Below are 23,827 nucleotides of genomic sequence, written 5' to 3' on the forward strand. Positions count from 1 at the left end.
CAACGAGACCATCGCAAAACTCGGCCTACGCACTACGCTCGAGCATATGCTCCATCACGTTCCGCAGGCATCTGGAGCTGCCGGCATCTACGGGAAGCGAGGCAAGAAACGCGATTGACCCGACCGAGAAGACGGACCCACCACGCGGAGTCTCGAAATAGACTATGTCCGCATGGATCTCGGGATCATTCGGACCGCTGCTTCCGCCGTGAAAAGTGTACTCCAGCTCTTCCACGGTTCGCTGAGCGTCGAGGGGGTGGTTACTCGATGAGGCCAAGACCATTGCTTCCGGCGGAGTTCCTAACAGAACATCGACGCGATCAATTTCATCCCCAGATGCACCGCCTCGAGCAAAGCCATCCAAACCGAATGTTTCCGGGAGGCCTTCGTAGAACCACGAGTGAGTGGTCCTGATCTCGCCGTGAGCCAAATCGAACGGACGCGAGTCCCCACCTGCTGCCGCCATCCCCACCCCGACCAATCGCTGGGGCGGCCTGCCTCGGTGACGCCATAGTCCGCCGGTCTCCCAACCGGAAACTAGATCGGCTTCACCGGGCTCCGATGTCCACATCCGCATCCCAGTGTAGCCCCGCCTGATCTCGATGCATGGCGCATCGGAATCGATAAGCCCTGTCACCCAATAGAATCCGTTGCCGCCGAGATAGAGAAGATTGCCACTTCGGTCTCGATACTGTTCGAACGCGTCGAGCGATCGGGCGGTGTGGTATTCAGGATGACTGCCTGTCAGCACCAGGTCATAGCCGTCCAGCGCCGCCACGCCTTCCTGATGAAGCTCGAGATCGGTGATGACATCAAACGGATAGTCATGAGTCTCCAACCATTCGAGCAAATAGAGATCGGCTCCGAACCCGCGAGCCCCGCCGCCGCTCGAATAACCCCAGTACTCGATGTCGGGCCTCATGTTCAGCAATGGCCTCAATGCACTGGAGTAGTGGACCCCAACACCGTCTGTGTACTTGTCGTAGGTCGACAAACCGATATCTACACTGCGGCCGGTGTGCAGATCACGTGCTCTGTCAAGGACCCCCGGGCCCGACAGTCTCGTACCCGTTGCTTCGAAGAAGCTGATTAGATCTTCATTCCCGTAGGCGAGATACGTGAGTGTCGAGGCAACGAACACGCTCCTGGCCTTCTTGGCGCCACGAGCTCTCCGCACAAAGAAGGGAATTACGTCCGCCGTACCATCGTTCGAGGTAAGACGGATCGCGTACACACCGCTCGGCAAATGCTCGGGCACAATCGATTCGACGGCGGCGTCCCAACCGACGTCGATGATTGACTGAAAGTTGAAGTATGCTGCCGAAAACTGTTCCGGGCATTCGCGGAAAGACACGGATCTGCAATCCCAATCTGGCCCAGTAACACCTTGATGCGGAAGATTCACCAATGTGGCCGCACTTCCTTCGCCTGCGACCAGTGGAACGCGATGGCGGGAGTCTCCAGTGGGCTGCGGAGCCAGGTCCCACAGCGCTCCTCCGGATCGACCGATGTCGCGTAACCTCTCGAGTAAGGTCGGCCGCCGTCCAAGTGAGGGCGAGTCGCTCCCTCTGCGGACGAACGGCGCCGAGATCTTGCCGTCGAAATGATCTTGTGCGCGTCCTCGGGCCCAGCCGCGGCCGTCGGTGACGTCGCGCGCCGAGGACGCAGCGACGACGAGGCGAGGCTGATCGAACGCCACGCTGACCGAAGGAAGGGCGCATTCTCCGAACCCGTCGCCGGAATACAGGGCGTTGGACGCGAGAACTGTCAACCGCATGTTGTTCGGTGTCAACGAAATCCACACCTGCGCCCACGTGCGATCACGGATCGGGCAGACAGAGTCGATCGCCGCGACGAGTGCACCACCGATCTCCAACTCGGCCGACACCACGCCGCGCACCAAGTAGACGCGCATAGTGTGAGATTCGTCGGAGAGTTCGAGGATCACTTGCTTGTCGGGACGAGCACTGTTCGTGGGATAAACACCTGCCCCTAATGCGAAACCCTCTCTCGCATCAAAGAAACCGGCAGGTTCACCAAGGAGGAACGCACCTGTACAACTCACCTGCGGCTTCACGGCAATCGAGCCAGCGTCCGCCCAGGCAACGGACTCCACCACTCCGCTCATGTCTCGCCCGGGTACCCGTCCCCGCCCCAGACGAACTAGGTCGACGTTGACGTCACCGCTTCCGCTCGCATGCACGCTGAAGGGGTCGCCTGGCGAGAAGGACAGCCGATTGAGATAGCCAATCACACTGGGCATTTCGTTCATTGGAATTCCTCGACTCGGTCTGATCTGACATGTGGCGGAGTTGCGGCGGAAGTGTCGCGCCGTTGTTGCAAGGCGGAGGCTGGGCGATGGCAGTGCTCGGCTCCACTTCGGTTGGTCGCCTTTCCTGCGCTCTGAGCGACTGCGACGGGCGCTCATGCCAATCTGACCGATCGGACACGATCCGCTTCTGCCACCCCAGTAGATCATATTGAATTCAAAATGCGCCATATCTGAACAAAACCTACCGCAAAGACGTCCGCATTGGCCATATTGGACCCAATGTGTTGACTTCTCGTCACCACTGCATGACACTCGACACACCCATTGGGTGGTGGAATCGTCTAACGCCCCACGCACCCGGGAAAGCCGGCATCATTCCGCCGCGAGGTTCTAAGGAACAGCATCAATCCCACCACCCTTCGGCCAACTCGACACCAATCGAGTTCCCCGCCGCTGCGAGGAGAACTGTCCAATGAGCACGACCCCGTCCACCACAAAATTGAATCCGAAAACGCAATCAACGCGGAAAGCACTTATCGGTGCAGGTATAGGCAACGCCACGGAGTGGTATGACTACGCCGTATATGGCTACTTGTCAGTGCAACTCGCCCACAATTTCTTTCCGTCGGATGACCCGAATGTCTCGCTGATGCTGACCTTCGGTGCTTTCGCGGCAGCATTTCTAGCTCGTCCTGTCGGTGCAGTACTTTTCGGTTCACTCGGCGACAGAATTGGACGGCAACGCACACTTGCAGCCGTCGTATTATTGATTGCCGTCGCTTCGTTCACTATTGGCATTCTCCCGACCCATGAGACGATCGGCGTCGCAGCACCCGCTCTTCTTCTTGTGTGCAGGCTCCTACAGGGTCTGTCTGCCGGTGGCGAGGTTGGTGGAGGTACCTCTTACATCGCAGAGTTCGCACCCAAGAAGTGGCGAGGACTGGCATGTTCGTGGATGCAGGTCTCGGCGGGACTCGGCTCTCTCTTCGCCATCTCGGTAGTGCTCACCCTCAGCATGAATCTCACATCCGATCAGATGAACGACTGGGGCTGGCGCATCCCGTTCCTTCTTGCAGGCCCGCTTGGTCTAGCAGGCCTCTTCGTGCGCATGCGGCTTGAGGATTCGCCTGCATATCAAGAACTGCAGAAGGAAGATACCGTCGCGGAAAGCCCATTGCGTGAGGTTTTCACCCACCATCGGTCCCAGATCGTCAAAGTGGCTGGAATCTTCGTCGGTTACGCAGCCTGCTATTACCTGACAGTTGCGTACGTGCCCAGCACGCTCATCGCCACGCACAATTTCGACTCCCGCTACTCCTACCTCGCAACCGCATTGTCAGTATTCACATCGATCATCTTCTGGCCGTTGAGTTCTGCCTTGTCCGATCGCATCGGCCGGCGCCCGGTTCTGATGGGCTCGGGCATCGCGACTATCGTTCTGGTGTACCCGATCTTCGTACTGGTGACGAGCGGGAACATCGGCTCTGCCATCGTCGCTCAGATACTCCTTGGCGCGTTGGTCGGCTGTCTGGGTGGAGTTCCGTTCGTGTACATGACCGAAATGTTTCCAACACGGGTCCGATACACCGGAATCTCAATCGGGTACAATATCGCTCTCACCGCGGTGGGTGGCACGGCTCCCCTCATCGCAACCTGGCTCGTCAGCATGACCGGACGGGGTACTTCACCCGCCTGGTTCATTGCCGGCGCCGCGTTGATCACTACCTTCACCCTTTTCTTTACCAAGGAAACCGTGAACAGAAAAGACACAGCCGCCTCCGAGGCGTGAAGGTCGAGCCACAATCCGCTTTTTAGGCTCTCCAACTGAAACCAAAATCTGCGGGGCCATCACCAGATGGTCCCGCAGTCGCGTCACAGATCGAACAGTTCCTGGCGGTCTGCCAAGGCAAGACGTGTTCTCCGGATGTGCAGTCGTAGCCGGTCTGCGGCGCCTTCCGCATCTCGCTTCTCGATGGCGTCCAGCAGAAGTCTGTGCTCCATATTGATAACGTATCGGGCACCTTCGTCCAACGTGGCAACGAATCCACGGCGATACTGCTGCGTTCGATTCCAGAAGTCGCTGGCAATCCGATACGCGCGCGGCATGGTCTCGGGCACATAAGCGCTCAGGTGGAATCGGCGATCACAGTCGATCCACTCGTTAACGTCGGCTTTGCTGCCTGCAACCGCGGTCTCATTGCAAAGTTGGCCGAGGCGCTCGACCTGAGTTTCCGTCAACACCGGCACACTGGCAGCCAAGAGCAAGGGTTCCAGTGCCTCCCGAAGGCGATAGATCTCGGAAAACTCGTGAAAATCTAGCCTCGCCACAGTGGCGCCACTGTGCGGCACCAACCGCACCAGTCCCTCCGATTCGAGAACCCGTAGAGCCTCTCGAACAGGAACTCGACTAGTTCCGTTCGCCGCAGCGACATCCTCCTGCCTGATCCGATCTCCAGGTCGTAGTTGCCCTTCCAGGATTCTGTCTCGCAGGTACGTTGCTACGACGCCGCTAGTGTTACCCGCAGCCGAGCCATTACCCAGAGCTACCTCCGTCGGATCCATCTCACGAACACTCATTCTTCGATGCTATCGCGATTCACCTCTCAGGCTTCGCCGCTGGACGAGAAGACAATTCGTTCTACCGGTGCGAGGTTTGCGGTCAACCGGTATTGACAGCCCACCCGCAAGCTTTGTCGACTGTCGCGGCAGCGGCTTCTTCTGCCAGCCCGCAGCGACGCAGGGTGGTGGAGACCGATGAGTTGGGTCGGCCAATGTTCCTATTCCTTCGGCGCTGCGTGCTGCGTGCGGGTAACCAAGCGGAGCAACTGGCCGTAGCAATCAACATCGCTCCCTAGCGCAAATCAACCAGACACCACGAGAAGCCGAAACACTCAACTCCACAATAGTTTTCAAGCAATGGCAAAGACGTCTTCGTGCAGGACCCACGAAACCGGCACTTTGCAAACCGAAAACCCTCAGTTAAACAACGCAACAACATTCAGGCACACCCGAACGAACCTTCTCGGCAGCGAACCGAAGCGTTCATAGAGCGCTCCCCTGTTGACGCCCTACAGCTGTGTGCATAATAGTGCACATGATCGACGAGGATCCTGACTCGCCAATGTTTGCCCATGTGGGGGCAAACGTGCGTCGACTGCGCGCGACCGCAGAACTGAGTCAGGTGGCGTTGGCGGAACTGTCTGGGCTGAGCCGTAGAACGGTGATCAAGCTCGAGTCAGGGGAGGCGAACGTGAGTCTGTCCGGTCTCGATCATCTCGCTCGGGCGTTGCGGGTATCGATCGTGGACTTAGTAGCGTCACCGGTGTCGTCGCACGCGCGGCTCGACGAAGTCGCCTGGCGAGGAGCGGGCGACAGCGTGGCGATACTGTCGGCCGCGGTTCCAGCGCGGCGGGAGGCACAACTGTGGTCGTGGAACCTAGCTGTCGGTGAACGATACGACGCCGAACCCGACGAGACCGGAACGCACGCGATCATCTACGTGGCAGCCGGCCAGTTGCTGGTCGACCGCCTCGACGGGTGTTCCGACCTTCAAGTGGGCGACCACTGCGTCTTTCCCAGCGATCAGCGATTCTCTTACGTCAACGCCGGCCGGAGCGCGGTCCGGTTCGTTCGCATCCTCACCGACTGAACACCGCCTGCGAGCACAGAAATCGGAGTACCGCCTGATGAAGGTCACCACCACAACCCTTGAGATGCTGGCCGCACCCACTCGCGTAGCGAGGCCGCTCCCGGACGACGCCCGGCTAGACCGACCGGCTACCGTCTCACCCGAGTACGCCCGGTTCCTGTACGGACTTGTCGGTGGGCCCTGGTATTGGACCGAACGTCTCTGCTGGTCTCAGCAGCAGTGGGCCGATGACCTCGCCGTGGTCGGGACGGAGTTCCTGATTCTGTACGGCGAGGGCGCCCCACTGGGATACGTCCACCTGCAACCCATTCCGATCGATGACGGAATACAGGTGGAGATCCGCTACTTCGGACTCGTCGAGCAGGCCATCGGTCGGGGGCTGGGCAGCCTGTTGCTCGAACACGGTATCGACGCCGCGTGGTCTCTGTCCGCGCGTCACGATCTGCCTGTAGTGACCCGCGTCTGGGTGCACACCTGCACCCTCGACGGCCCGGCCGCCCTAGCCAATTATCAAGCCCGTGGACTGGTGATCTGCGGTGTTGCGGACACCGACGAACCGATGCCCGCCCAGCCGCTCGGATCCTGGGCCTCCACCGGCGGACCAACCGAGCGGTAGTGCGCAACGCTTCATACCCGCGGAGCCGAGATTCGGCGCGCCGACCGTGCTCTTGTCGCTATCCGTAGACTCCCCGAGCCTCTCTTGGAACGACTCCAGCGCACTTGCTCGATCACCGCATGCACACGGAGGCATTCCAGTGACACTCACCGTGGCTTCGCTGCTCGCTCACCCCGAGGCCAACACCACGTCGCTCACACCTGGCGTCGGCGAAGAACGGGTCATCACCTGGGCACACGTCTGTGAGCTGAGCGAACCGTGGCTCTGGCTTGGCGAGCACACCCTCGTGATGACGACCGGTATCGCTGTGCCGAAGACTGCGGAGGCCCAGTCTGCATATTTTGCGGGAATGGCTGAGGCCGGAATCGCAGCGATCGCCGTGGATGCGGAAGTGTCGGTCACCCAGTCCGCGTTGAGGTTCGCCGCCGCTATCGGGTTCCCCGTACTGGCGACAGGCGCCGATAGCCCATTCTCCGCTGTGGGCAAGGTGGTGGCAGACGCAGCTCAGCGCGCATCAATTGCCGAGGCGGCGCAGCGACGGGATTGGATGTTCGGGACCATGCTGTTCAACAATCTGCTGGATAGTGCGCTCCCAGAGGGTGTCGTCGCGCCTCATCTAGCGGAGCAGGGCATTGACAGCCCTTTCGTAGTGGCGGTCTGGTCGTCTTCCAAGCGCGGAGAAGGCCTAGAACGGTTCCAAAGAATCCTGGCAGACGAGGGGATCCGTGCCCTCGTCACTCAGCGGGACGGACAGATCCTCGCAGCGGTGAACGCCTCCGTGTACACGGAATTGTCGAGGGTTGCGTTGACCGTCGGCTGCATCGGAGTGAGTGCGACCTTCTCCGCGCTGGACGTGTTCGCGGCGGCGGCGTCCCAAGCGCAGATGGCGCTGGCGCGGACGCGTGGTGCGGATGCGCGGATCGAGGTATTCGACGCCGATGCGGCTTCCTCCCCGTTCCTCGAGGGCGATCCGAACTGGCTGGCGTCGGCCTCGCACCGAGTCCTGGACCCCTTGTATGAGTACGACCGCACTCGCGGTACGGAACTCGTGGACACGCTGAGGATTTTCCTCGAGGAGAATGGCAGTTGGGTGCGCGCGTCGGTACGCCTGTTCGTTCACCGCCAGACACTTGCCTCCCGAGTAGCGCGCATCGAAAAGGTGTTAGGCCGGGATCTCCATTCGATGGGAGACCTGTCCGATTGTTGGTTTGCCATCCGAGCCGGGATCCTAGCGGGGGAGATCGACCCTCACTCGCCCGGTAAGCCAGTCTAGAACAACCACCCCAAAACAAGCTTCCAAGAGCTCAGCGACCACGGTCCTTGGCCGTGCGAACGTATGACGCGGGTACCGGTTTGCGTGCTGACGCACAATTGCCGTCGTGTGACCCAGGTTGCAAGATTTTGATCAGTGATTCGCACCTCCCCAAACGAACCACAAGCAGCATCAGCCATTCCTGCAAGGTGCCGACCCTGCAGAGCCACCTCTTGCATCCGAAACCGCCGCTCGGCGGTCATTACTGACACCTTGAGGATTCCGAATGAGTGCCATTACGAACGAGACTGTCGCTAGTGACAAGGCGCGACTTCATGCACCGAAAGGCTTCTGGAGCCTGACGTTCACCGAATTCTGGGAACGATTCAGCTACTACGGGCTCCAGGGCATTCTCACGTTCTACTTGATCTATTCGGTCGTGGAAGGTGGTCTTGGCCTTACTCCGCTCGTCGCCATCGGAATCGTCGGGACGTACGGCGGCGCCGTATACCTCGCCCAAGTCGTCGGCGCTTGGATCGCCGACCGCATCCTTGCACCGCGCACAACCATTCTCGTCGGCGGCATCGTCATCATGTTGGGGCACATCGCGTTAGCGGTGTTTCCTGGCATCGTCGGACTGGTGTTCGGCCTCGCCTGTATCGCGATCGGCACCGGTCTGCTGAAGACCAACGTCTCGGCGACCATCGGTGTGCTCTTCGACAAACGGCCGCGCACCGATCAGGATGCGGCGTTCTCATACTTCTACCTTGGGATCAACATGGGAGCGATCGCGGGCCCGCTCCTGACGGGCCTGCTGCAGTCCAGCATCGGGTTTCACATCGCGTTCGGTCTCGCGGCCGTGGGCATGGCCTTCGGGCTGACGCAATACGCAATGTGCTATTGCGACCTCCCGGAAGAGACGCGGATCGTCAAGAATCCCGCCCCAATACGCACGCGAGTGACAGCCAGTGCGGGCGCAGTCATCATGTTCACAGCCATCGCTGCCCTGATCGCTACGGGAGTGGTACGTCAAGAGAACCTCAGTCTGCTGATGGGCTGCATCATCCTCCTCGTCGTCATCGCGTACTTCGCGCAGATCCTCAGGTCCAAGGACGTCACCTCGGCCGAGAAGCGACGCGTCCGCGGCTACATACCCCTGTGGGTGGCCGAAACGATCTATTACGGATTCCTATTGCAGATCTTCACGACGATCCCGCTCCTTGTGGCCGATCGGGTGGACCGGAATGTCGGCGGATTCATGGTCCCGGAGGGCTGGTTCTCATTCATCGGCACCATCGCATTCGTGCTGGCGCTGTGGCTGATCGCGTCGCGGTGGAAGGAGAGCCGTGTGGCGGAGCTCCCGCCCACCACGAAGTTCGCGCTCGGGCTCCTCACGGTGAGCCTTGGATACCTGCTCCTGCTGTTCACCGAGCCCATCCCGGGGCGCACGATCTCCCCTTTCTTCATCGCCGTCTGCCTCATCGTCGCGGGAGTATCGGAGATTTTCACGGGCCCGATCGGGATGTCACTGGTGACGCGGATCGCGCCGGACGGGTTCAGGGCCCGGCTTGTGGGAGTCAAAATCCTGACTCTCGGCGCCGGTTCCACGGTTGCATCCTTCTTCGGCGGTCTTTACATAAAAATGTCCTTTCCCGCCTTCATCCTCATCATCAGCGCCATCGGCCTGCTGAGCGCAGCGCTTCTGCAGTCGTTCTCGCGCCGGATCGAGCAGCAATTCACCTGATCCAGGTAGGCGTGGATGCGACGCCTCGATTCAGTGGCGTCGCGCTCGCGGCAACCATTTCAACGCTCGGGCATCAATCTCCGAGACAAACCATGCCCGCATGCAAACAGCATTTCTGAAAGGAAACGCAATTGGAAATCAAGGACGTTGTCGTCATCGGGGCCGGATTCGCAGGCCTTTCGGCAGCCCGGGACCTCGGGAACGCAGGCCTGGACGTCGCCGTCCTCGAGGCTCGTGATCGTGTCGGCGGCCGGACGTGGACGGACCACCGCCTAGGTCACGACCTCGAGATGGGCGCGAACTGGGTGCACTGGGCCCAACCGCACGTGTGGGCCGAGATGACGCGCTATCGCCGCGGTGTCGTCTGGAGTCCCCCATGCGAGGAGGTGTACTGGCTCGGGTCCGACGAGTCAATTCGTCAGGGCACGGTGAAAGACCTCATGGCGCTGGTCGCTGACGGCCATGACGCACTTCTTGCTGACGTGAACGAGGCAATTCCCCATGGGTTCCAGCCCACCATCGGAAAGATTCAGGGCCTCGATCACCTGACCATCCAGGACCGATTCGACACAATGAACATCGACCCCGAGTCCCGCAACGCGAACGAATGCCTCTGGGTAGGACACGTGAACGCCACTCTCGACCAGGTGGGCATCTCCTACGCGCTGCGCTGGGCGGCGATGGCCGGGGGACACTGGCGCCTGGCTCACACCGCCTCATCGACGTATCGCATCGACGGGGGCATGAACAGCTTGTCCAGCAGCATCGCGGCCGATGCGAAAGGTGAAATCCGCCTTAGTACGGTCGTCACGGCGGTGACTCAGAATGACGAAGGCGCCGTGGTCGAGACAGCTGGGGGCCATCGGATCCAGGCTCGTCGGGTCATCAGCACACTGCCGTCCACCGCCACGAAAGGGATTGCGTTCGATCCGCCTCTCCCGGAAGCCTGGCGCCGTCAGGCCGAGGAGACCGTTGCCTCCCAAGGTTGCAAGGTGTGGCTTCGCGCCAAGGGACGTCTCCCTCGTTTCGTCGCCTACGCAACGCAGCACAGCCCCCTGTCCATCCTGAAGGCCGAGTTCTACGTGACCGATGACGATGGGCAGGAGTCCACCCTCATCGTGGGGTTCGGAGCCGACCACAGAAAGGTCGACGCTAATGACCTCCCCTCGATCCAGGCCGCCGTGGATGTGTTCCGGCCGGGAGTCGAGATCCTCGATGCCACCTCGCACGACTGGATGAAGGATTCCTTCGCGCGTGACACCTGGATGACGCATCGTCCCGGACAACTCACCGCCAACCTCCTCGAGCTCCAGCAGCCACAGGGCGCGCTGCACTTCGCTTCGACCGAGAACGCGGACTTGTGGGGTGGCCACGTTGACGGCGCCATCGAGAGCGGCCTCCGTGAGGCCCGCCGCATCCTGGAGACGCTGGCGTGAACGCACCGAAGCGATGTGCGGTGATCGGCGCAGGGATTATCGGCACCGCGGTTGCGCGAGAGTTGTTGCAGCGATTCGACGGCGCGCAGGTGACGCTCTTCGACAAGGAGGATCACGTCGCTGCCCACCAGACAGGACACAACTCCGGCGTAGTCCACGCCGGCCTCTATTACGAGCCCGGGAGCCTCAAGGCGCGCCTGTGCCGGCGAGGGGTGAGCCTGCTGCAGGAGTTTTCTGCAGAGCACGACGTGCCCTACGAGGAGTGCGGCAAGGTGGTCGTCGCCACCACCACCCAGGAGGAGAGTCGTCTCGAAGACATCTACGCCCGGGCAGTTGCCAACGGCGTGCCCGGTGTGAAGATGCTCGACTGCGACGGTCTGGCAGAGACTGAGCCCAACGCCGCCGGGCGCGCTGCGCTCCACTCTCCTCACACCGCGATTATCGACTACACGGCTGCGACAGAGGCGCTGGCACGCGACTTCCGAAGCAACGGGGGCGTCGTACGTCTCTCGACTTCCGTCGTCCGTCTTCAGAACAAGGGTGGCAAGGTGCTGGTGTACACGACGCACGATGTCGAGGAGTTCGATCTCGTGATTGCCTGCGCGGGCCTCCAGTCGGATCGCCTGGCAAGGCGTTCCGGCGAAGAGGACGATCCCGCGATTGTTCCGTTCTTCGGGCAGTACTTCATCCTCGACGCTCAGTTCGACGACGCGGTCAAAGGGCTCGTCTACCCCGTCCCCGACCCGCAGTATCCGTTCCTGGGAGTGCACGTCACACGCAGGATCGACGGCGGACTGATGATCGGGCCGAACGCCTTCCTCTCCTTTTCGCGTGAGAAGTACCGCGGGCTCGGCTTCGACACACCCGACGCGCTCTCCATCGCACGGATGCCTGGGTTCTGGAAGTTCGCGTCGCAGAATCTCGCCACGGCCCGCCGGGAGATCGGCGGCGTGCTGTCGACCAAGAAGTTCGTCGAGGAAGCGGCCAAGCTCGTCCCGAACCTGACGGGTGCGCACGGAAAGCGGGCCGACCGTGGAATTCGTGCGCAGGCCATGCGCCGCAATGGCGAACTGGTCGACGACTTCGTCATCCAGCGGCGCGGGGCCGCGCTGTTCGTGCGCAACGCCCCCTCCCCTGGCGCCACCTCTTCGCTAGCGATAGCGGAATACCTGGTCGACGAGGCGTCACAGTGAGGGATCGACGATCTGCGTCTCACCGCCCGGGCGAAGCAGCATCGCTCGACGTCAACCAATTCCCTTCAGGAAGTAGGTAACAACATGGGACGAAACTACAAGAACCTCGTCGGCGGAAACTTCGTCGCCGCCAGGAACGGTGAGACCCTCGCCGTGTTCAACCCTGCCCGGCCTTCTGAGCAGGTGGGCAGCGTGCCCGCGATGGGACTGCAGGATCTCGACCACGTCTTCGAAGTGGCATCAGAGGGAGCGCGGACCTGGCGGGCTCAGGGCTCGCTAAGCCGGGGCGCTGTCTTGCTCCGGGCTGCGCAGCTGATCCGCAAGCGGAGCGCCGATCTCACTGACCTGATCGTTTCCGAGATGGGCAAGACGACGGCTGAGGCGAGCGGCGAGGTTGGCAAGGCCGCAGAGTTCTTCGAGTACTACGGTTCGATGGGCCGCGACGAGTTTGGCCAGTTCCTCCCGGACGGGCGAGACGGGACCTTCGCCGCGCGCCTGATCGAACCCCTGGGCGTCGTTCTCCTGATCACCCCATGGAACGATCCACTCGTGACGCCGGCGCGCAAGCTGGGACCGGCGCTCCTGGCAGGTAACGCTGTCGTCATCAAGCCCGCACTGCTCGCTCCCCTGGTCACCCTGGCTCTCGCCGAAATTCTTCACGAGGCCGGCCTGCCTGCCGGAACACTCGGAACTGTGACGGGACGCGTGGCCGACCTCGGCGACCGACTGATCGAGCACGAGTCGATCAAGGCCGTCTCGTTCACCGGGTCGACCGCCGTCGGCAAGAGCCTGCAGCGGCGTCTGGCGGGCAGCGGGGTGCGTGTACAAACCGAGATGGGCGGCAAGAACGCCGCAGTAGTGTTGGACGACGCGGACCTGGACATCGTGGTCCCCACCATCCTCGCCGGCGCTTTCGCCCAAGCTGGACAGCGCTGCACGGCGACTAGCCGGCTGATCGTCCAGCGTGGCATCGCCAGCCAGGTTCGCGAGGCCGTCACGCGGGCAGTCGAGGAGCTTCGTGTGGGGCCTGGGTCACAGGAAGGCGTGGACCTTGGCCCCGTCGCCGATGAGCGAGCGCAGAGCACGATCAGGGATCATGTCTCGCGCGCCCTGGCGCAGGGTGCATCGGTGCTGGCACGCCCGACACTCACAGGGCAAGCGGCGCTAGAAGGGCATTTCGTCGAGCCGACGTTCCTGAGCGTCGATGCGCAGCAGGACATCTGGCGAGAGGAGGTCTTCGGTCCCGTCCTCGCGATGGTGGAGGTGGACACCATGACGGAAGCCATCGCGCTGGTGAACGACTCCGAGTACGGACTGTCCAGCTCAGTGTTCACCCGCGACCTCGGTAACGCGTTCGCGTTCATCAACGCAGTTGAGACCGGCCAGGTCTCCATCAACCAGCCAACATCTGGCTGGGACGTCCACCACCCGTTCGGCGGCTTCAAGGACTCGGGGTCCGGATACAAAGAGCAGGCCCATGACGGTATCGCCTTCTATTCCAAGGTGAAGACCGTCGCCATCCGCACCCACTGACGGGCATCGGAGGCAATCGACACTCCGGCAGGCTGGAACGAGTCCGAAACGAAGGAGAGATGAGTGACATCGCACCACATTCTCGGCAACGCATTGTCCGCGAAAATCGACCGGAACGTCGACGAAGGCAACCACAAGGTCGAGGGGACGGTCGCATTCCCGGACGTCGGCGGAGCTCAGGTCGGCGTCTGGGAGGTCGAGCCTGCGAGCTGGAGCTCGATCGGCAACGACGAGATCTTCGTAGTTCTGGCCGGTCGAGGTCGTGTCGACTTCACCCGGACCGGTGAAGTCGCCGACCTAACACCGGGCGCCACCGTCCGCCTATACAAAGGCGAGCCCAGCGTGTGGCACATCACCGAGACACTCCGCAAAATCTACGTCATCAACCCCACCGCGGAAGCTACGCACGAATTCTGACTCGAACTGTTCAGCGGATGGCGGCCGCTCGGCGTTACGCGGCACTCCCCAACGCCGAGTCGGCTTTTGACTCAGGTCGAGGCCGTCACATCCTTACCTGGACCCAAGACGCCCAGGCAAGGCCGAACGGAACCACGCGATGGCGCCAGCGCAGACCAGCACCCCAACAAAGGATGCCGCGAAGAAATCCGAGGAAAGAACTCGGTCATCGTATGCATGGCCAGCTCCCCATGGAGCACACCGGTGAGCGCTGCCGCGGCACCTCATCTACGAAGCGCAGCCGGTCAGTCCGGAATGGACTTTTGCCGAATGGTGGAGGATTGCGGTATGGGCTGGGGCGTTGGCTCATCGTGGAGAAGTCGGAGGAGTGCAGCACACCTCCGGTAGAGTCCGCCGGGTTCGGATGGCCCAGACCGCCGACCTCTCAAGATTTACATGGAACACCCGGATTCTTGGGCCGCTACCGGGATTTGACTTCGACTCAATCAAGAACAACCTCGGAGCCGAGGCAACTTACGCTGTAGGGGTGTTCTCCTTCTATGTCGAATACGTGGTCGAAGGCAAGGTAGTCACCGTTCGATTCTCCTCACCGAACTTCCCGTTCATTCAGGCGGTGTCCAGCCCGTCCACTGGGATTCTCTCAGCAGTGACACTCGCTAAGAGTCCCGAAGCCCCCGGTCAGGGATTTGCGGTCGGCGCCGCATCTTTCGTTCTCGATCACTACACACCAGAAGCGGAAACAGCACTCCATAAGCGCAGCGGTTACAACGGGTTCCCGAAGCGGACAACTATCGTCCACAGATCACTCGTAAACAGGAATGTTGCGCTGACTTGGATATCGCCTGGGCTGCTGGACGCCGCTCGCTCGATCATGGGCCGGACAGTCGCCGAGTACGCCGAGGCGGGTATCGAAATCGTCGGAATGGAGCCGTCGTGTGCCCGTGTGCTGCGCTCGGATTCGCTCAAGCTGCTCGATAGCGACATTGTCGACACGACGGCCGATTCGACCCGCACTTTCGACGAGCTACTGGCCACGTCGGGATGGACCTCCCCCGAGCTCATCGCGTCGAGATACCTGCAAAACCGCATTGCCACCATCACGCAGTAATGGGTGGAGCGCTGACGCCGATCTCCTCCATACTGCGGGCGCAGCGTTGACCAGGCTCGGCGGTTGCTGCGGACTCGCTGGGAATTTCGGTGTCGAACATGGCTATGACGGAGTGTCGGTCGCAGTTGCGGAACAACAACTCCTGCCCGCTGTCCGAACCGCCGGGACCACTACCGAGATCCTCGCGGACGGATACTCGTGCTGCACGCAACTTACTGACCTCACTGCGCGCCGGGAAAAGCACCCGAGGAAAGCACCTTGCGCAAGTGCTGGCCGAATTTTTAAGAACTCACAAATACGTAGGGTTCTTCCCCTCGAATCGAGGGGAAGAACCCTACGTGCGCATGTTCGGTACTGATTCAGAAAATCGCTGTCGGGTTCACCACGCTGCCCGTGGCGCCCACTATCGCCAAAGGCGAAGCAACAAATAGGAACTCCCAGGTGTAGACGGCCGCACACTGCTCCGCCAATGCGTCAAGGTTCAAGGCGTCGAAGAACGTCAGGCCCATTGAGTTGATGCCGAGCACATGGATCGGCGCTGTAATTGCGCCGCACGGGTGTGGTTGTGCGTCGCCATCTCCGTCGAAACCGACCGCCGCTACCTGCTGCTGTTTCACCCACAACATCGCGCGCGGGTGCAGTCCGGCTTTCTCGTCGGCCGCATTCCACGGACCTTCGACGGCACGTCGTCGAGCATGACCAGTCCTCACGAGCAGCACATCTCCGGACTTGAGTTCTACGCCCTCTGCCTCCGCAGCGCGCGTCAGTTCCGCTGTATCCACGGTCTCTCCCGGGGCCAGCCACTCCACACCACGCAACCGTGGAATGTCCAGAAGGACACCACGGCTGACGATTCCGTCCGCGAGATGCTCGAGACCACCGAAACGCGCGCCTCGCTCGGTCACCGACGTACTCGGCCAGCCATTATAGAGCTTTCCTCGATACCCGACGTGGCACAGTGCGTCGACGTGTGAATGTGCATCGCCGTGGCAGTGCACTTCTATCGCATCTGCAGCGAATTCGGTGTTGCCCCAGCCAGTTCGATCCGGCCAGGGCAGTCTGGTCATGCGGTGGGCGACGGGTTTCGGGTTGTCCGAGGCAACGGCTGTGTCGAGTACGTGCGCGCATGAGACTGTCACGCCGGACGTGACGCGCGCTGCAGCGCGCGCAGTCACGTCCGGCGTGACGAAGTTCAAGGTTCCGCGCTGATCTTGTGCACCCCACCTATTCCAGTTCGAGCACTCTCGGTAGAGCTCTTCGAACTCCCTTTCGTCAACGAACCATGTTCCCGAATGACTTGTGGAGTCACTCATTTCGTGGGACGAGGATCACGGCGTCGATTTCCACTTCCTGCCCGCGCAGGAAAGCCTGAACCGTGGTGCGGGAGGGTCGCGGCTCCTCGAAGTGCTCACGGTAGATTGCGTCCATCACTTCGATCTGGTTGAGATCTTCGAGGAAGACACCGATGCGTACCGCATTGTTCAACGATGTTCCGGCTGCTTCGGCGATAGCTGCGACGTTGGCCAGCGCTTGACGCACCTTGGATTCGAAATCAGGTGCCTGGGCGCGGGTTTCGGCCTCGATTCCGACCTGGCCGGCAACGAACAGCAGATCACCGGTGACGATTCCTTGTGAGTAACTGTACTTCGGAGTCGGGGCCCCTGTGGTGACGACGGGCGTACGAGTGATCTCGGACATGGTGAATCCTGTTCTTCTGGTGGGTCTCCGCCGCGACGGAGGGGTGTGAGGTGGATGCGAGTCGATTCAGGCGTCGACGACGGTGTTGACAAGTTCGCCGATACCCTCGATAGACACCGACACCACGTCGCCGTGGCGCAGGTACACTGGTTCTGCCATTCCCAGAGCGACGCCTGCGGGGGTTCCGGTCGCGATGATGTCGCCGGGGCGCAGGGTCATCGATTGGGAGATGTGCGCAATCAATTCGGGAACCTGGGTGATCATCGATCGGCAGGATTCGTTCTGCCGTAGTTCACCGTTGACGGTCGTACGCACGATCAGGTCGTCGATGGCGGGAGCACTGTCGATATCGACGAACACCGGCCCGACCGGGGCGAACGAATCCGATGCCTTGGCCCGGATCCACTGAGGTTCCGCACGCTGGAGATCACGGGCAGAGATATCGTTCATGATGGTGTATCCGGCGACGTAGTCCATGGCGAAGGTCGGCGATACCTTGCTCGCCGTCCGGCCTATCACCACGGCAAGTTCGCCTTCGTAGTCGAGTTCGTGGGTCCACGCCGGCTTCAGAACCGGCTCGTTGTGCCCTGTCAGCGAACTGGCGTACTTGGCGAACAGCACGATCCGCTCAGGCCGGGTGCGCCCGGCTTCGGCGATGTGTGCGTCATAATTCAGGCCGACACAAACCACGGCCGCCGGATCGACGACCGGCGGCGCGTAGCTGACCGGCCCGGCAACTGCTTCGAGATCTTGTGCGCGCGGCGCGAGGTCGCGTAGTCGGGTATGGACCACGTCGCCTCGACGCAGAAGCTCCCCGACGTCGGCCAAACCTGCCAGTTCTGGCGCACCATAGGCGGCCGCAAGCGCATCCACCGAGACGAGCCGATCATCGACCGACAGATACAGACTGGCGGATCCGTCTGTAGTGGAACGTAATACGCTGAGTTTCACGAGAATTTTTACTTTCAGGTTGTCTATAGTGATTGTTACTTGCCCGGCGCGGAGACGAGCCCAGCGTCAAGCGCCCGACGGAAGTGCTCGATCGTCGAACGAACACCGTCGCGGACGGAGCGATTGTGTGAGGTTCCGATGACTGCCTCAATGTTCGAACCACCCAGCAATGCGGGGGTGCGCGAGAACGAGGCATCCCAGTCGATCAGGCCGGCCGCCTCTGGACGTACCGACTCGATTACCTGAACCAAATTCCGGACGCTCATCCGCTGTCCGGGAACGTTGGCGCACACCGCGTCGGTGGTACCGGCCGCTGCGCGAGCTGCTTCGATGAACGTACGGGCGCAATCTTCCGCGTACGTCATCACCGACGTCCCACCCAAACCGATGGTGTACCGAACGCCGGCACTCGCTGCCAACATCGCGACTGTCGGGCCGGAGGTGCGGCCCTGGTCCCGTCCTGGGCCGTAGACGACGAACGGACGCAGCCCAATCGATCCCACACCGTGATCGGATGCGTAGATGCGCGCGGTTCCTTCGTTTGCGACTTTGTATACCCCATATAGGGTTTCAGGCGCGGGTACGGAGAAGTCGGACACCACACCGCCCGGATAGGCGAGGCTGCGGCCGAAGATCGCTCCTGAGCTGGCGTAAGCGAGTCCGATGCCGCTGTTCACCGCTTTGACTGCCTCGAAGACGTTGACCGTGCCCCCTACGTTCACCTGTGCACCGAGCGGCGGGTTCGCGGCGCAGAATGGAACCTGCAGGCCTGCAAGGTGAACGATGTGGGTGATCTGGTTCTCTGCCACGGTTGCGGAGACTGCGGATGCATCGGTGACGTCCAGGTCGAGGTGGCGCACACCATCAACCTCGCCGAGTGACACCAGATCGAGTCTGCGTTGGTCTTTGCGCAGATCAGAGGCGATGACCTCGACGCCCTCATCGAGGAGCAGTCGAATCACCCACGATCCGATGCATCCGCTGGCACCGGTAACGAGGAAGCGTTCAGTTCGTGTGGACATAGCTGGTCCTGTTCTTGTCGAGTCTCTAGCAGGTTCAATGACGCCGCCGAGCCGCCCCGTTCGTACGGTTGGCACAGTCAGAGGCGGGTGGGGTCGAACTGCACCTTTACCAAATGCCCCGCGGGGATCTCCGCGAATGTATCGGGGGCCTCGTCCAGTCGCCTGGTACTGAGTCCGAGGGCCTCGTCGGTGAGGTCGCTGACCGCAAGAGTTTCCAGCGCCGACTTGAATTCGTCGATGGTGTACCAGATCGACGGTTTGAGGGAGATCTCCTTACGTAGCCATTTCCTCGGTTGAAGGGACACCATTCGACCTTCCGTCGGTACACCGAGTATCACAACGGTCCCGCCTGCTCGGCACAGTCGTACCGACTCCTGCACGAGACCGTCGGCGCCTGAGCATTCCACGACTAACGCACAGTTTCCTGTGTCTCCGTCGGGTAGAGACTCGGTACCGTTGAGCACTGTCGTCGCACCGAGTCGCTTGGCCGTCGACGCCCGCAGTTCACTCGGTTCGACGACGGTGATGTCAGTCAACCCGCGCGCCGCGAGCACTGCGGTGACGAGGAGCCCGACAGGACCTGCGCCGATGACGATCGCAGCGTCAGTCGGTTTCGGCGAGGCTTGGTTGACCCCGTGCAGGGCAACCGAATACGGCTCGACCAACGCAGCGTGAGCCCACGACATCCCGTCGGGCAACGGATAGCAGGATGCAGCCGGGACGGTGACGTATTCGGCATATCCTCCGTCACGCCCGAATCCCAGCGCACCTTCCCACTGCCGGTAGCACAGTTGCACGTCACCTCGAAGGCACGCATCACATGTCAGGCATCGAGCACTCGGCATGACGGCGATACGTTGGCCAACGGCGATTGCATCGACGTCGGTCCCGATCTCCGTGACCGTGCCTGACACTTCGTGTCCGGGGATGATCCCCTCGGCTTCGGCTCGATGTGGCATGTGCAGGTCGGTTCCGCACACGCCGGCTCGCTCGATTTTCACCAAGACGTCCGCCGGACCGACCTGCGGTATCGGGCGCTCCACAAGGGTGAGCTTTCCATCGACAATGGCTGCAGCGCGCATCAGGCGCATCCTTTCATGGTGTCGTGGCCGGTTCGACCGGCCACGACGAGTAGCTGACGATCCTCGTCGGGTCGAGGGTTGGCCGGGTCAAGCCGGCGTCACGTCGAGGAGTGTGACGTTCTTGTTCGGGCTGTATGCGACGCCACGTAGCGAATCGCGGTACACGATGACCTTGTTCGGCTGCACGATCGGGATGAACGTCGCGTCATCGCGCATGGCGGTGACCAGTTGCGCCGCAACCTTGTCCCGCTCGGCGGGGTTGACCGTGCGCAGGTACTGGTCGAACAGTGGCTGCCCGGCCGGGAGGTTCAAGCTCATGCGCTTGGCGACATTGCCGTCGTTGCGGCCGAACGGATCGAAGAAGTTGGAGCTGTCGAAGAAGTCCGGTCCGAAGAACGAGCTTGTCATCGCGATCTTCTTGTCGCGGTACGCACTGACCCAGCTCTCGTACTCGGTCGGCTGCAAGGTGAGGTCGATGTCGATCTGGGCCAGGTCCGACTTGAGCTTCTCCCACAGCGTGGTCAGCGGAATCCCGTACTGGACGATGTTCGCGAGTTGGACGTCGACTTTGAATCCGCCGACACCGGATTCACTCATCAGCTTCTTGGCACCCTCGACGTCGGTCTGAATCGGGTCGACAGCACTGGCGCCTTGGAACCCGAGTGGCACGACCGCAGCTGGGCGAGGTGACCCCTTCGCGAGTCCATCGGAAATTCCCTTGTAGTCAATCACTTTCTGAATTGCTTGACGGACAATTGGATTCGCAAGTTGCGGGTTCACCCCCGACGCGTTGTTTAGAGCCATGTAGATAAGGTTGAAGGAGGGCGTGTTCAAGACTTCAATGCCTGCGCTGCCGGTGATCGAGTCGGCGGTGTCCGCATCGATGTCCAGTGCGATGTCGACGTCGCCGCGTCGGATGAGTTGGCTCTGCGTGGACGAGTCACGGATGTCGAGCAACGTGATGGTCTTGTATGTAGGTTTGAGTCCCCAGTAGTTCGGATTCGCCTCGAACACCGCTTGCTGGTTGCGTTTCCACTCTTTAAGCACGTACGGCCCCGTCCCGGCGGTATTCGCGTCGAGGAATGCCTGCGCCTGGTCGGTACTCGACGCGTCAGGTCCGGAGGTACCGCCGTGCGCAGTCACTTCCTTGCTGTCCAGAATCGCGAAGAACAGCGTGCCGGTACTCGCCACAAAGGAGCTATCCGGCCCTTTCAGGTCGACTCGAACCTTGTGGTCGTCAAGTACCTGGATGTCGGTGACGGCCTGCAGTTTGTCAGAAGGCGCACCTTGAATGTTCTTGACACGGTCGAGGCTAAACTTGACGTCTTGCGCCGTCAACGGATTGCCGGAGGAGAATGTCACGCCTTCCCGGATGTCGAACGTCGCCGAGGACGCGTCGGCATTGGTCTCCCAGTGCGTCGCCAGGCCAGGAACCAGCTTGGTCGGATCCGCGGGGTCCAAATCTACGAGAGTCTCGCCGAACAGAGGAACAACGGCGAGCATTCGGTCCGCCGACACACGAGCAAGATCGAGGCTCGACATATCGGAGAGGTTGATCGCAACACTCAGGTCATCCGCGCCGCCGCCTCCGGCAGAGGACGACGATCCGCCGCCGCACGCGGCCAGCGCGACGACTGGAACCGCTGATAGTGCGATCATTTTGGCTGTTCGTTTTATTGTGGACATGGCGTCCTCACTACTTTCGTTCGGTGGCGAATACTGCTCGCCGAAAGATGGACAGCAGGTAGGTCGTGTATCCGGATCGATTGCAGCCGAGCCTTATCGGCTCGACAGAACCAATTCCGCATTGATGTCGGACTCACCGAAGTGGCAGGCCACGAAGTGTTGGGTCTCACCCACCCCAATGTCCTTCCACTCGGGCATGTTTGATGCGCAAACCTCCTGCGCGATCGGGCAACGGGTACGGAACACACAGCCACTGGGCGGATTCATCGGGCTGGGAACGTCGCCGCTCAGAAGGATGCGTTCACGGTTCTGCTCGATGTCCGGGTCCGGCACTGCGATCGCCGACAACAGGGCCTTCGTGTAGGGGTGTCGAGTGTTGTAGTACAGGCTTTCTCGGTCGGTCAATTCCATTGCCCGACCGAGGTACATCACCAGGATCCGGTCGGAAAGGTGATATACCGCTGACAGGTCGTGCGAGATGAACAGGAAAGCCACGTTCTGGGTCCGCTGGAGTTCGCGAAGCAGATTGAGCATCTGTGCGCGAATCGAAACATCCAGTGCTGCGAGTGGTTCATCGCACACGATCAGATCGGGTTCGACCGCGAGAGCCCGGGCGATCGCTACCCGTTGGCGTTGCCCGCCGGAAAACTCGTGAGGGTAACGATCTGCTGCGTAGTCCGGCATCCCCACCAAATCAAGAAGTTCTCGAACCCGCGTCGCGCGTTCTTGCGGCGGCACGATCTGATGGACGAGCAGCGGTTCCTCGAGGATCTGACCAATGGTCATCCGCGTGTTGAGGGATGAGGTGGGATCTTGAAAGACCATCTGGGTTCGCCCGCGAACCTTCCGGACCTCTCGCGAGGACAGTGACACCAGATCGACGCCGTCGAGGTTGATACTCCCAGCGGTCACATCCACCAGGCCCTGAACAGCCATTCCCGTCGTGGACTTTCCGCAACCGGATTCACCGACAACACCCAGTGTTTCACCGCGATGAAGGTCGAACGAGAGGTCGTCGACCGCTTTGACCACCGACCGTGCCCGTCCAGGCACCCGGTTGCCCGGAAAATGCACTTTTAGGTTTCGCACAGCGAGGAGGGGCGCGCCCGGCACTGTTTCGATTTTCATGATGAGACCAACGCCTTCTCATTCTGTTTCGTGGTGACCAAACATGCCACTCGATGCCCATCCGACACCGAATCAAGGATCGGTTTCGTTGCAATGCAGGCATTCTCACGAACATCGCAACGATCGTAAAACGGACAGCCTGCTGGCAGCTGCGTCAGATCCGGTGGCAGTCCGGGGATCGCGTAGAGTTCGCGGCGCTCCGGTTCCTGAAACTTTGGTACCGAATTGAGCAGTCCGCGCGTGTATGGGTGCTGCGCATCGTGAAATATATCCCGCACGGTTCCTTCCTCGACTATCGATCCCGCGTACATCACGATGACCCGCTCAGCGAGGCCTGCGACCACACCTAAGTCGTGCGATACCCATAGAATCGACGAACCTTCAAGTCCACGAACCATTTCCAGGACCTGTGCCTGCACCGTGACGTCGAGCGCAGTGGTCGGTTCGTCGGCGATAAGCAACCGCGGAGTACCCACCAGTGCCATCGCGATCATCGCACGCTGACGCATGCCGCCGGAAAGCTGGTGGGGGTACTGATCGGCACGCGCCACCGGATCTGGAATCCCGACGCGGGTCAACATCTCAATAGCGCGGGTGTGAGCTGCCTTCTTGGATAATCCCTGGTGTCTTCTGATCCCGTCGACGATCTGCTTGCCGACCGTCGCGACAGGACTGAATGAACTAAGCGCATCTTGGAAGACCATTGAGATCTCGTTACCGAGAACATCGCGCAGCTCTTTTCCTGACATAGTCAGAATATCGCGATCGTCGAGAAAAACTTGGCCGCTGGTTATTTCGGCCGGAGGGGTAGGAAGTAAACATTGCATCGCCAGCAGCGTGGCACTCTTTCCGCATCCGGATTCACCCACGATGGCGACCCGTTCACCCTCGTGGATCGTGAACGAGATGTCGTTGACCGCCTTGGCAACTCCTCTGCTGGTCCGGAACTGAACGCTTAGGTGCGAGATTGTGATCAGCGGCTTGGGTCTGCAGGTCTGCAATTTGTCGGTGACCGCGAGGTTGTCGGCGGCATGCATCAG

General features: G+C 61.1%; 21 protein-coding genes. 10 read left to right on the forward strand and 11 right to left on the reverse strand.

The genetic code is table 11. From position 1 onward, the window contains the following. Positions 1–25 precede the first annotated feature (25 nt). A complete protein-coding gene (locus ACFWEM_RS31565) occupies positions 26–2,500 on the reverse strand; it encodes a N,N-dimethylformamidase beta subunit family domain-containing protein (protein ID WP_378539616.1) in 2,475 nt (824 codons plus the stop codon). 244 nt (positions 2,501–2,744) lie between these two features. On the opposite strand from ACFWEM_RS31565, the gene ACFWEM_RS31570 reads away from it, so the two are divergent. Then, positions 2,745–4,061, forward strand: a complete 1,317-nt coding sequence (locus ACFWEM_RS31570) for an MFS transporter (protein ID WP_378539617.1) — start codon at positions 2,745–2,747, stop codon at positions 4,059–4,061. An 83-nt stretch (positions 4,062–4,144) separates the two neighbouring features. On the opposite strand, the gene ACFWEM_RS31575 is transcribed toward ACFWEM_RS31570, so the two are convergent. Further along, on the reverse strand, positions 4,145–4,849 hold the full coding sequence (locus tag ACFWEM_RS31575) for a GntR family transcriptional regulator (protein WP_378539618.1): 705 nt from the start codon (positions 4,847–4,849) through the stop codon (positions 4,145–4,147). A 517-nt stretch (positions 4,850–5,366) separates the two neighbouring features. Here ACFWEM_RS31575 and ACFWEM_RS31580 point away from each other — a divergent pair. The 9 genes from ACFWEM_RS31580 to ACFWEM_RS31620 all read left to right on the forward strand — a co-directional run bounded on the left by ACFWEM_RS31580 (position 5,367) and on the right by ACFWEM_RS31620 (position 15,220). Then, positions 5,367–5,921, forward strand: a complete 555-nt coding sequence (locus ACFWEM_RS31580) for a helix-turn-helix transcriptional regulator (RefSeq protein ID WP_378539619.1) — start codon at positions 5,367–5,369, stop codon at positions 5,919–5,921. A gap of 37 nt (positions 5,922–5,958) precedes the next feature. After that, positions 5,959–6,537: a GNAT family N-acetyltransferase gene (locus ACFWEM_RS31585; protein ID WP_378539620.1), complete on the forward strand. Its 579-nt coding sequence runs from the start codon at positions 5,959–5,961 to the stop codon at positions 6,535–6,537. 139 nt (positions 6,538–6,676) lie between these two features. Further along, positions 6,677–7,810: a PucR family transcriptional regulator gene (locus tag ACFWEM_RS31590; RefSeq protein ID WP_378539621.1), complete on the forward strand. Its 1,134-nt coding sequence runs from the start codon at positions 6,677–6,679 to the stop codon at positions 7,808–7,810. A gap of 265 nt (positions 7,811–8,075) precedes the next feature. After that, positions 8,076–9,533, forward strand: coding sequence for a peptide MFS transporter (locus ACFWEM_RS31595; RefSeq protein ID WP_378539622.1), 1,458 nt, complete (start codon positions 8,076–8,078; stop codon positions 9,531–9,533). A gap of 131 nt (positions 9,534–9,664) precedes the next feature. Beyond that, on the forward strand, positions 9,665–10,969 hold the full coding sequence (locus ACFWEM_RS31600; protein ID WP_378539623.1) for a flavin monoamine oxidase family protein: 1,305 nt from the start codon (positions 9,665–9,667) through the stop codon (positions 10,967–10,969). Continuing rightward, the gene (gene lhgO / locus ACFWEM_RS31605) at positions 10,966–12,162 is read left to right on the forward strand and encodes an L-2-hydroxyglutarate oxidase (RefSeq protein ID WP_378539624.1); all 1,197 of its coding nucleotides are present in this window, start codon (positions 10,966–10,968) and stop codon (positions 12,160–12,162) included. The genes ACFWEM_RS31600 and lhgO overlap by 4 nt, the downstream gene beginning before the upstream one ends. A gap of 84 nt (positions 12,163–12,246) precedes the next feature. Further along, positions 12,247–13,695 carry an aldehyde dehydrogenase family protein gene (locus ACFWEM_RS31610; protein WP_378539625.1) on the forward strand — a complete coding sequence of 483 codons (1,449 nt, stop codon included), beginning with the start codon at positions 12,247–12,249 and terminating at the stop codon, positions 13,693–13,695. Positions 13,696–13,758: 63 nt separating this feature from the next. Next, positions 13,759–14,112: a cupin domain-containing protein gene (locus ACFWEM_RS31615; protein ID WP_378539626.1), complete on the forward strand. Its 354-nt coding sequence runs from the start codon at positions 13,759–13,761 to the stop codon at positions 14,110–14,112. Positions 14,113–14,638: 526 nt separating this feature from the next. Continuing rightward, on the forward strand, positions 14,639–15,220 hold the full coding sequence (locus tag ACFWEM_RS31620; RefSeq protein ID WP_378539627.1) for a hypothetical protein: 582 nt from the start codon (positions 14,639–14,641) through the stop codon (positions 15,218–15,220). On the opposite strand, the gene ACFWEM_RS31625 is transcribed toward ACFWEM_RS31620, so the two are convergent. The 9 genes from ACFWEM_RS31625 to ACFWEM_RS31665 all read right to left on the reverse strand — a co-directional run bounded on the left by ACFWEM_RS31625 (position 15,210) and on the right by ACFWEM_RS31665 (position 23,824). Next, positions 15,210–15,431, reverse strand: a complete 222-nt coding sequence (locus ACFWEM_RS31625; RefSeq protein ID WP_378539628.1) for a hypothetical protein — start codon at positions 15,429–15,431, stop codon at positions 15,210–15,212. The genes ACFWEM_RS31620 and ACFWEM_RS31625 overlap by 11 nt on opposite strands. A 148-nt stretch (positions 15,432–15,579) precedes the next feature. Continuing rightward, the gene (locus ACFWEM_RS31630) at positions 15,580–16,533 is read right to left on the reverse strand and encodes a cyclase family protein (RefSeq protein ID WP_378539629.1); all 954 of its coding nucleotides are present in this window, start codon (positions 16,531–16,533) and stop codon (positions 15,580–15,582) included. Next, entirely contained in the window at positions 16,526–16,918 is a 393-nt protein-coding gene (locus ACFWEM_RS31635; RefSeq protein WP_378539630.1) for a RidA family protein, read from the reverse strand. Before ACFWEM_RS31635 ends, ACFWEM_RS31630 begins: the two co-directional genes overlap by 8 nt. A gap of 66 nt (positions 16,919–16,984) precedes the next feature. Further along, on the reverse strand, positions 16,985–17,869 hold the full coding sequence (locus ACFWEM_RS31640; protein ID WP_378539631.1) for a fumarylacetoacetate hydrolase family protein: 885 nt from the start codon (positions 17,867–17,869) through the stop codon (positions 16,985–16,987). Between the two features lie 35 nt (positions 17,870–17,904). Continuing rightward, on the reverse strand, positions 17,905–18,891 hold the full coding sequence (locus ACFWEM_RS31645; protein WP_378539632.1) for an NAD-dependent epimerase/dehydratase family protein: 987 nt from the start codon (positions 18,889–18,891) through the stop codon (positions 17,905–17,907). Positions 18,892–18,968: 77 nt separating this feature from the next. After that, on the reverse strand, positions 18,969–19,973 hold the full coding sequence (locus tag ACFWEM_RS31650) for a zinc-binding dehydrogenase (RefSeq protein WP_378539633.1): 1,005 nt from the start codon (positions 19,971–19,973) through the stop codon (positions 18,969–18,971). 87 nt (positions 19,974–20,060) lie between these two features. Beyond that, positions 20,061–21,659 (reverse strand): ABC transporter substrate-binding protein, encoded by a 1,599-nt coding sequence (locus ACFWEM_RS31655; RefSeq protein ID WP_378539634.1) that lies wholly within the window; start codon positions 21,657–21,659, stop codon positions 20,061–20,063. A gap of 93 nt (positions 21,660–21,752) precedes the next feature. Then, positions 21,753–22,787: an ABC transporter ATP-binding protein gene (locus ACFWEM_RS31660; protein WP_378539635.1), complete on the reverse strand. Its 1,035-nt coding sequence runs from the start codon at positions 22,785–22,787 to the stop codon at positions 21,753–21,755. After that, positions 22,784–23,824, reverse strand: coding sequence for an ABC transporter ATP-binding protein (locus tag ACFWEM_RS31665; RefSeq protein ID WP_378539636.1), 1,041 nt, complete (start codon positions 23,822–23,824; stop codon positions 22,784–22,786). The genes ACFWEM_RS31660 and ACFWEM_RS31665 overlap by 4 nt, the downstream gene beginning before the upstream one ends. Positions 23,825–23,827 lie beyond the last annotated feature (3 nt).

The organism is Rhodococcus sp. NPDC060176 (assembly GCF_042728675.1).
In the GTDB taxonomy this organism is placed as follows: domain Bacteria; phylum Actinomycetota; class Actinomycetes; order Mycobacteriales; family Mycobacteriaceae; genus Rhodococcus_F.